The organism is Thermococcus sp. 101 C5, assembly GCF_009372125.1.
Classification (GTDB): Archaea; Methanobacteriota_B; Thermococci; order Thermococcales; family Thermococcaceae; genus Thermococcus_A; species Thermococcus_A bergensis.
The window spans coordinates 1-7,143 of sequence record NZ_WHIZ01000080.1; the positions used below are offsets into that span (position 1 = coordinate 1).

Annotated in this window: 9 protein-coding genes; 1 reads left to right on the forward strand and 8 read right to left on the reverse strand. The window is 44.6% G+C overall.

The window, feature by feature from the left end; genetic code table 11:
- The 8 genes from GBV73_RS09965 to GBV73_RS10000 all read right to left on the reverse strand — a co-directional run.
- Positions 1-784, reverse strand: a 784-nt coding sequence (locus GBV73_RS09965; RefSeq protein ID WP_152881100.1) for a transposase, incomplete at its 3' end; no start/stop codon positions are given.
- Positions 774-938: a hypothetical protein gene (locus GBV73_RS09970; RefSeq protein WP_253910355.1), complete on the reverse strand. Its 165-nt coding sequence runs from the start codon at positions 936-938 to the stop codon at positions 774-776. The genes GBV73_RS09970 and GBV73_RS09965, both read right to left, overlap by 11 nt.
- Positions 939-1,097: 159 nt before the next feature.
- Positions 1,098-1,910 (reverse strand): exosome complex protein Rrp42, encoded by an 813-nt coding sequence (gene rrp42 / locus GBV73_RS09975; protein WP_152881104.1) that lies wholly within the window; start codon positions 1,908-1,910, stop codon positions 1,098-1,100.
- 1 nt (position 1,911) lies between these two features.
- Complete coding sequence (gene rrp41 / locus GBV73_RS09980; protein ID WP_152881107.1) at positions 1,912-2,655, reverse strand: exosome complex exonuclease Rrp41; 744 nt, start codon at positions 2,653-2,655, stop codon at positions 1,912-1,914.
- Positions 2,652-3,407: an exosome complex RNA-binding protein Rrp4 gene (rrp4, locus tag GBV73_RS09985; protein ID WP_152881109.1), complete on the reverse strand. Its 756-nt coding sequence runs from the start codon at positions 3,405-3,407 to the stop codon at positions 2,652-2,654. Before rrp4 ends, rrp41 begins: the two co-directional genes overlap by 4 nt.
- A complete protein-coding gene (locus tag GBV73_RS09990) occupies positions 3,404-4,114 on the reverse strand; it encodes a ribosome assembly factor SBDS (protein ID WP_152881111.1) in 711 nt (236 codons plus the stop codon). Before GBV73_RS09990 ends, rrp4 begins: the two co-directional genes overlap by 4 nt.
- Positions 4,115-4,125: 11 nt before the next feature.
- Positions 4,126-4,908, reverse strand: a complete 783-nt coding sequence (gene psmA, locus GBV73_RS09995; RefSeq protein ID WP_042702432.1) for an archaeal proteasome endopeptidase complex subunit alpha — start codon at positions 4,906-4,908, stop codon at positions 4,126-4,128.
- A 112-nt stretch (positions 4,909-5,020) separates the two neighbouring features.
- The gene (locus GBV73_RS10000; protein ID WP_042702431.1) at positions 5,021-5,383 is read right to left on the reverse strand and encodes a ribonuclease P protein component 2; all 363 of its coding nucleotides are present in this window, start codon (positions 5,381-5,383) and stop codon (positions 5,021-5,023) included.
- Between the two features lie 70 nt (positions 5,384-5,453).
- Between GBV73_RS10000 and GBV73_RS10005 the strand changes: the two genes are divergently transcribed.
- The gene (locus GBV73_RS10005) at positions 5,454-6,611 is read left to right on the forward strand and encodes a DUF763 domain-containing protein (RefSeq protein ID WP_152881113.1); all 1,158 of its coding nucleotides are present in this window, start codon (positions 5,454-5,456) and stop codon (positions 6,609-6,611) included.
- Positions 6,612-7,143 lie beyond the last annotated feature (532 nt).

Here is a 7,143-nt window from a genome sequence, read left to right on the forward strand (position 1 = left end):
CGCCGTATCTCTCCGCCAGCTCGACAATCTTGTTGGCCAACTTGTGATACAAGTCATTCAGCCGGTTCCTCTCCCTCTCACCATACTTTTCCAAAAGCTCTCTCCTCTTTTTACCAGTTTTTAGCTTCTTCTGGATTCTCCTTCTCTTCAAGAAGTAGCCCGTTCTAATCTCCCTCTCGTGAGTGATTATCTGAATGAATTCACCGTTTGGAAGGCTAATTGTAACGTTGTTCTCGTTCAAGTCCACACCAACGACGGCTTTTGACTCTCTGACTTCAACCTCTCTTGAGAACACCACGTGGAGGAAAATTCCCATCTGGTTTTTAACAAGCCAGGCTTGCCCTATTTTCCACCCTCTAAACTTCTCGTGGTATTTTGCAGGGTAAAACTCCAGTTCCAGCCTTCCGCCGGGAGTTGAGAGCTTGACAAATCCACCGTCAAGGTCGAGTTTGAAAAGATGATCATCAAGCATTATCACTTGCTTTTTGAAGACGGGCTTTCCATTAGCTTTTCCTCGTCTTTTTCTCTTCCTGTAGCTCTTGTGGATTGAGGTAACCATTTGACAAGCCGTGTAGAGGTAATGGCTCGGAAGGTCTGGGTATTCCCTCCGGAGGCCCTTGTAAGTCTCCTTCTTCAGCCGGTAAAAGCTCGTGATGTTGTTTTCGAAAGCATAATCAAGGAGAAAATTAACAATATCAGAATAAAGGGAGAAGAGGTCTTCTAACCCTTCGGGCTCCGTCTTGAGTTTGAACTTTGCCGTGAGCTTAACAGTCTCACTCGGCATTTTCCAGCTCCTTTTTGGTTTTCTTGATCCAATCTTTAATGGCTTCTTCTATTGCCACACTCAGAACGCCTCTCTTGTTCCCATAACGCTGGATAGCCACTTTTTTAAATTCCTCTAAGGTTTCCTCACTAATAACAAAGGTCGCCTTAGGCACACTAAACCACCCATTAAGAAATACTAAGTCAAAATATTTAAACTTTACGCTTTTAACCATTTAGAGAACAGCCCAACCTTGCCGTGAAATACGCTGAGCAATTGTACCATATTTCCAAAACCATGTCAAAAAGGAGAGTTCAAAGGAAAAGAAGAAAAATCACTCCTTCTTCCCCACAGCCTCGAGAATCTTTTCTCTGATCTCTTGGGCCTTCTGTAATGCAAGGTCAACTGCATAGATAACTTCTTCAAGCTTGAAGCTTCCCCCTTCGCTTTTCTGCACTGCTGAGATGTATCCATTCTCGTCGGTTGTTATTGTTAGCTTGCCATCCATTACCTGCTCTTCTTCGAAGTTAGGATCTACTACCAAAGTGTTGCCTATTTTGGCAAGGCTCACTGGAATCGGGACTTTTGTTACTGGCAGTGGCTCATATTCATCCAGAAGCTTTACCTCTCCGCTTTCCTCGTCGTATTCAACTTTCGGTATTTTTGTGCTCAACAACGCCGCAATTGCACCAATTCCAGAGGCATCCAAGAGGTTTCCGTCGTGGTCAAGGATGTGAACATCTATGAAAACAACTCTCACAAGCTTTCCTGGCACTATCACAAGTTTGCTCAAGTCTATAGCTTGGCTTTCCCTTATTCCTCTGTCTACAACTCTAGCCAGCTCTATTGCCCTTTCGTCGGGTGGTCCCGGTTCGAAGGTCGGGGATGCCAGAGGAACGAATTCAACGTTGGTCGTCATGACACCCATCTCTGGCAAATCTGGAAACGGCTCTCCAAAATCAACTTTTACTCCAACGAGAACCTGAGTATTACCGAGTTTTACAAGAGCTGAGCCTTCAGCCTTTTCTATGACATTTGTTTCTATGACCAGAGGCCTTACATCTTCCAGTCCTCTTCCATCGATTCTTTTACCTTCCTTCAAAAGGTTGAGAATGTGATCCCTCATTATTGATGCCATTACTTCCATTTCACTCACCTACCTCTTCCGCTATTTTGAGATACTTCTCCTTCAGTGCCTCTCTCTGTTTTTGATACACTGCCTTAGCCCCTTTTATTGCTAGCCTTACCGCCTCAAGGAATTCTTCTTTGGTGAGGTATCCGTCCATCTGGAGCAGGGTTATATCGTTCTTGATGGGCATTATCGCAACTGGAACATCGGCTTCTCCGTAGTTGTCCTCTTCTTTGTTTAGGTCAAGGACGATCTCTCCGTCCACTTTTCCCGCAGCACATGCTGCAACAAGGTCTCTCATGGGAATCCCTGCGTCTGCTAAAGCGAGGGAAGCTGCTGTAATCCCAGCTACTCTTGTACCCGCATCTGCCTGAAGCACCTCTATGAAAACATCTATAGATGTTCTCGGGAACAGTTCGAGAATAACGGCCGGTTCAAGGGCACCTCTTATAACCTTGCTTATTTCAATGCTCCTCCTATCCGGCCCGGGTTTTCTTCTCTCCTCGACGCTAAAGGGTGCCATGTTGTACCTAACTCTCAAAATCGCTCTGTCTGGCTTCTGAAGGTGCTTTGGATGAATCTCTCTAGGCCCATAAACTGCTGCCAAAACTTTGTTCTTACCCCATTCCACATATGCAGAACCATCTGCACTCTTTAAAACTCCGACTTCCATTTTAAGTGGTCTCAGCTCATACTTTTTCCTTCCATCAATTCTCCTGCCGTTCTCATCAATAAGCTTGAGTCCCTCAGGCCTTCCCATCATTTCTTTTCACCCTCTTCAATTTGGGGAACTTCTTCAATAATCCCCTGTTCTTTAAGCTCATGCAATCTCTTAATCAGCATCTCCCTAACTCTGTCCGTCAATCCCTGGGTGTGGCTTTCTCTGTCCACTTTTAGAATAGCTTCTATGGCCAGCTTTTCCAGCTCTTCGTGTTTTCCACTAACCCATACCCATCCGTTCTGTCCAACTATTATCCTAGTGTTCGTAAGGTTCTTGATCATGTTTATCATTGAGCCTCCCTTACCTATAAGGCGGGGCACTTTGGAAGGCGTTATCTTTACTATCTGCCCTCCTCTCAATGGTCCACCGTTGAAGGGCATCCCTTTTGTTATTAGGTCTATCTGATTGATTTCATTAAACGCCTTTACTTTTGCATAGATTATGTCCCCGATATCAAATATTTTTCTCAAATCTGTTTTTAAAAGGTCTATTTTTTCTTCTACAGCGTCCTGAACCCTCAGTGTGGCCTGATAGGGGGCCCCTATGTCAACCACCCAGTTTGAAAACTTTACGTCAATTATCTTTCCTATTACGTTATCTCCCACTTCCGGAATGTACGGGCCTTCCAAGGGAACCACTGATACCGTATCGTTTGAAATGTTGACTAGTCCGACAACTGTTGAGTAAATCCTGTTTCCCTCTTTAAAAGTTCCTCTTCCATTTTTGAACGGTCCCTGAGCCAAAAGCGTCCCTGGAACCACTAATTCCCTATTTTTTACAAAAACCTTCTTCATAGTCCCTTCCTCTCTATAAGTTTAGTTACTGCAGTGCCCTTTGTAAGGGCATTTAGTTTCTCATAAAATTCTTCCTCAACTCCTCCCGGAATCTCTATTAAGAACATCCAGGAGCCATCACTTCCCCATTCTTCCTTCTTTATAGTTCCAAACTTTCTAACTTCTCCATAGGCTTTTCCGGAGTATTCAGAGGGTATCTTCACTGCTATGACCTTGGTTTCTACCTTAAGCGGTAAAGTTCCCCTTAAAGCCTTTATCACATCCGGAACTTGAGCCTCTGCATCTTTAAATATGTCCACCCTAACTCCAGCTTCCTCCATTGCCTTAAGGATTCTATCTGGTGGGTGAGGATAGCCAGTTCTCGGGTCTATAGCATGCCTGTGGATTATCATTGCTATCTGCTTTTTCTTCTCTTCCAGCATTTCTCTTCTCTGCTGCGCCGTAAGCTGGACTTCTCCTTTCTTGAGGATTATCTTTGCAACTTCATAGGGGTCGCTTGTCCCGAAAATCTTTTCCATCTCATGTTCACTAGCTTTATCTCCCTTGTCGGCATCTTTAAAAACATAAGGGGTAGCAAGGATTTCTTCAATCGGAACCTCTTTGCCCTCTTTGAAGTCTCTGGCCAGATATGGGTCCACTAGTATCTCAAAAACCTCTCCCTGAACCTTCAATCGAGCAATCACTGCCTTGTCGACACTTATTGGCATCGCTAATCACCTCAGTAGTGGCTGTCCAACTCGCTGTAGTCCTCTTCCTTCTCCGGAACTTCTTCCGCTTCAGCCTCTTTCAATGCCTCCTCAAGGCATTTAGCGACTTCTTCCTTGCTGATCTTCTTGAACTTCTTCTCCTTCACCGTGATTACTGCCACTTCAATGCTCTCCGGAGACGGCTCTTCCATCGTCTTTGCAAGAGCCAGCACTGCGAGTTTTATGGCATCTTCAAGTGTCATATCATCCCTGTACTTCTCCTCAAATATTGCCATTGCCGTGTTCCTTCCGCTTCCTATTGCAACGGCTTTCCACTCAAAGTATGCACCGCTTGGGTCGGTTTCAAACAGTTCGGGCTTTTCGTTTACGCCCGCCATTAAAAGGGCAGCACCAAAAGGTCTAACTCCCCCATACTGCGTGTGCATCTGCTTTAAGTCACAAATCTTCTTCACCAGAACGGTGAGCGGAACGGGCTCTCCATAAGTAAGGCGGTAAATCTGGGCCTCTAAACGTGCCCTATCAACAAGAACCCTTGCATCGGCTATTATTCCGCTTGAAGCTGCGGCTATGTGGTCATCAATCTGGAAAATCTTCTCATAGCTTTCCGGTTCTATGAGCTTGCTTGTTACCCTCTTTTCTACAGCCAGAACAACGCCGTCTTTGCACTTTACTCCGACGGCAGTTGCTCCTCTCTTAACTGCCTCTCTGGCATACTGCACCTGGAAAAGTCTTCCATCGGGGCTGAAAACTGTTATTGCCCTATCATACCCAGCTTGCGGTGGCACAAACGCCATTTCTCATCACCTCTAAAGTTATCGTAATCCAGTTATATTAGGAATTCCTCAATTCCCTTTATATACTCTCCGATATGTAAGTTATCGGGTTGATAATTAAATTTTTCTATCCCTATTTCCACCCAAACTCCTTTAAGAATTTTAGCTTGAGCCTCCTTATAGTTCCCGACACTCCAAGTGTTCTTATTATTGCTTTTGAGCCGTTTATCTCGGTAACCAAGGTGAGAGCAAATCGGAGCTCTTCAACATATTTCCTATCGCATCTCACAATCCCAGTCTGGGTTTTTTCATCAAATTTTATAAACCAGGGTTTTACCCTCGCGGTACCGAGCTCGCCCAGAGTTCTAAGAGATGCATCCCATATGGCCTTTTTTATCTCATCCTTTTTGAACTCCCTCTCTCCAATAATCTGAAAAGCTATGTAACGGTGCTTATCCCTCAGCGTTGGGGGCAAAGTTCTTGGTTTCTCCCTCATGAGAGAGCCTTCCGCATTTTGATTTATTAAATTATCTCAAAAACTTTTAATGAAAGAAGCCCAATTATTTATGATGAGAAGAGGAATTGCGGAGCTCCCACTTCACGGCGGACATGTGCCGAGATGGCTGGCTTTGAGAATGAAGAGGTTAGCCGAGCTTGTTCTAAGGCTTCTTGTCGATGAATACGGCACTCAAGGGGTTCTCGAAAGGCTGGCAGATCCGGTGTGGTTTCAGGCACTTAACAACCTAATCGGCATGGACTGGGATTCATCAGGCTCAACAACCGTAACAGCTGGAATTATAAAAGAAGTCCTCTCAAGGGAAGAGCTCGGGATAAAAGCCGCTGGCGGAAAAGGAGCGAAAAGCAGACAAACTCCAGAAGAGCTGAAGAAAATAAGCGAGATTTACGAGCTAAATCCCAGCGATTACATAAAGACCTCCAAGCTCGTTGCAAAGGTCGACACCGTTGCCCTGCAAAATGGCTACCAGCTCTACCATCACGTTTTCTTTGTTGATGAAGAAGGTAGATGGGCAGTTGTGCAGCAGGGGATGAACCCTTCGGTCAAGCTTGCAAGGCGATACCACTGGTTCTCTGAAAAAATTCAATCCTTCACTTTGGAGCCTCACAAAGGCATAAGTGGAATAAAAAACGATTATGCATTGAATACAATCGCCAGAGAAAGCAAAGAGTACCAGAAAACCCTTTTGGATATAATCTCTGAAAGTCCAGCAAAAATTGAAAGAGAGGTCAAGAGTATAGAGGCCCTCTCAAAGGGTTACACTCCGCTGTTCTATAAACCCTACGAAAAAAGGAAAGTTTTGCCAATAATGGAGAGGTATCAAAGCCTCGGAAAACTTGAACTCAACAAGAGGGCATTGGAGCTGGCGAGGGAGCTGAGTGTGAAGAATTATGATGAACTTTTGCTGATTAAAGGCTTAGGGCCAAGCACTCTGAGAGCCCTCTCCTTGGTTCTCGAGCTGGTTTATGATGTTCATCCTTCATGGAAAGACCCGGTAACTCATCCGCCTGATCCATTCAAGTTCGCCTATGCTGTCGGCGGGAAGGATAAAGTACCCTTCCCCGTTGAAAGGGGAACCTATGACGACTTGATATCATTTCTTGAGAAGCTCCTCGAAAAGGGCAAAGAGGAAAGGGAGCTCGTTAAACAGGTAACAAAGATAAGTAGGAAGTGGAGGTTTCCTGAGGAAGAGAAGAGAGCTACTTAAGGATGAGACCTTTCTTGATGGTGTGAACTTTTTAGATTTTTGTGCAGTATACTGGATATTTTCTACAGACTTTGTGTAATATACCTTATCAGCTGCACACCCCCTATAGAGAAGCCACCTCCAAAGTGGGACAACTTTGGTCTTTGTTCCGGATTTGCTTATCTTGTCTTTTCTCTTTAGAATTCAATCAGGATTTTCCTATCTTTCAAAATAGCACTAATTTTCCGCCAACACTGAAACTTTGCCTCGCAAAGTTCCATCAAAGTTGGTGGTTCTTTTTCGTAGGGGGGTTTGAAGGAGGATTTTTCTTGAAAACGTTTCGTTTAATTGTGAATTCCCACTTTAGAAAACATGGCCTATAAGAGTTTACATTGTAAAAAGACGCCCTTCGGGCGTCAAAGTAAGAGAAACTTCCCCAAGGCAGCTAGTATTTGCGGAATTCCATCCCAAGGGGGCTTTTTAGAATGAAAATCCCTAGTAGAAGGGCAAGGTAAAAGGAACCACGAACCTTGATCAAACTTCGCGCAGGCAA

Coding starts and splice junctions, on each gene's coding strand:
- psmA (WP_042702432.1), bottom strand. CDS start 4,908: ATGGCGTTTGTGCCACCGCAAGCTGGGTATGATAGGGCAATAACAGTT.
- rrp41 (WP_152881107.1), bottom strand. CDS start 2,655: ATGATGGGAAGGCCTGAGGGACTCAAGCTTATTGATGAGAACGGCAGG.
- rrp42 (WP_152881104.1), bottom strand. CDS start 1,910: ATGGAAGTAATGGCATCAATAATGAGGGATCACATTCTCAACCTTTTG.
- rrp4 (WP_152881109.1), bottom strand. CDS start 3,407: ATGAAGAAGGTTTTTGTAAAAAATAGGGAATTAGTGGTTCCAGGGACG.
- GBV73_RS10000 (WP_042702431.1), bottom strand. CDS start 5,383: ATGAGGGAGAAACCAAGAACTTTGCCCCCAACGCTGAGGGATAAGCAC.
- GBV73_RS09990 (WP_152881111.1), bottom strand. CDS start 4,114: ATGCCAATAAGTGTCGACAAGGCAGTGATTGCTCGATTGAAGGTTCAG.
- GBV73_RS10005 (WP_152881113.1), top strand. CDS start 5,454: ATGATGAGAAGAGGAATTGCGGAGCTCCCACTTCACGGCGGACATGTG.